This window comes from Brachybacterium tyrofermentans (assembly GCF_014897585.1).
Classification (GTDB): domain Bacteria; phylum Actinomycetota; class Actinomycetes; order Actinomycetales; family Dermabacteraceae; genus Brachybacterium; species Brachybacterium tyrofermentans.
Genome location: NZ_JABUXW010000081.1, coordinates 1 through 1440, shown reverse-complemented (window position 1 = coordinate 1440; position 1440 = coordinate 1). Strand labels below are relative to the sequence as shown.

The 1440-nt window shown below is 64.6% G+C and carries 1 protein-coding gene; it reads right to left on the bottom strand.

Features of this window, described 5'->3' with window-relative positions:
• Positions 1–33: 33 nt before the first annotated feature.
• Entirely contained in the window at positions 34–1389 is a 1356-nt protein-coding gene (locus INT49_RS20785; RefSeq protein ID WP_404801967.1) for an IS256 family transposase, read from the bottom strand.
• Positions 1390–1440: the final 51 nt, after the last annotated feature.

Below are 1440 nucleotides of genomic sequence, written 5' to 3'. Positions count from 1 at the left end.
GGGCCTGTCAACTTGTCTGTGTAAGCGAGGTGTTCACAGGTAGGGGGTGATCCGTTCGGGATAGGCCGCTGCGAGCTGCGCGAGGGCTTGTTTCCAGTTGGTGACGACCTGGCCCTCGACGAGTCGGCCCTGGGCCTTCCTTTGGCCGGCGGGCTTGCCACGGTCCTTCTCGCGCTCGGCGGCGCGCTTGTCTTCGATGTTGCAGATCGCCAGCCAGAGCAACTTCACGGCCGCTTCCGTGGTCGGGAAGTGCCCGCGGTTCTTGGTGACCTTCCGCAGCTGGAAGTTCAGCGACTCGATGCTGTTCGTCGTGTAGATGACCTTGCGGAGCATCGGCGGGAACTGCAGGAACGGAATGAACCTCTCCCACGAGGCCGCCCAGGTCGCAGCCGCAGATGGGTACTTCTGCCCCAACTCAGAGGCCTCGAAATCAGCCAGCGCCTTGCGGGCGACGTCCTCGCTCGGGGCCGTGTAGACCGGCTTCAACGCCTTGGCGACCTTCTTGCGGTCCTGGTAGGCCACGAACCGCATCGCGGCCCTGATCAGGTGGACCACGCAGGTTTGGACCATCGATTCCGGCCACGTCGCCTCGATCGCCTCTGGAAGACCCTTGAGGCCGTCGCAGCAGACGATCAGCACGTCCCGAATGCCCCGGTTGGCGAGGTCCGCGCAGACGTGGGCCCAGAACGCCGATCCCTCGGTGTCCTGGACCCAGATTCCCAGCACGTGCTTGATCCCGTCCAGGTCCACACCGACGGCGATATAGGCAGCTCGGTTGATGACCTGGCTGTTCTCTCGGATCTTGATCCGGATCGCGTCGAGATACATCACCGGGTAGAACTCCTCCAGCGGCCGGGACTGCCAGGCCAGGACCTCCTCGGAGACGGCGTCAGTGATGTTGCTGATCGTCTCGTGGGACAGGTCCGTGCCGATTGTGGAGGCCAGATGGTGCTGGATATCGCGGATCGTCATCCCGCCGGCATAGAGGCTGATGATCATGTCATCGAGCCCGCCCAGACGGCGCTGCCCCTTGGGGACCAGGCGCGGGGTGAACGAGCCTCCCCGGTCGCGGGGCACGTCCAGCTCGATCGGCCCGACCTCGGACTCGACCTTCTTTGGCGTCGTGCCGTTACGGGAGTTGGCGTGCTTCGCCGCGTCCTCGGAGCCCTTCTCATAGCCCAGATGGCTGGTCAGCTCGGCCTGCAGACCTCGCTCGAGCGCGGCCTTGACCAGCGCGGGCACGAACCCGCTGTCGCCGGTCAGCTCGACCTTGCCCGCGTCGATCTGCGCGAACAGTGCATCGAGCTGTCCGGAGGCCTTCAACTGCTCGACCAAATCCTGGCCCGACGGCTCACCGCCCGGCTGCTGCTTCTCGTTGGTCATGGTCATGATTCTTACCGTTCCTCTCGGTACGGCTTACACAGACCATCTGACACGCCC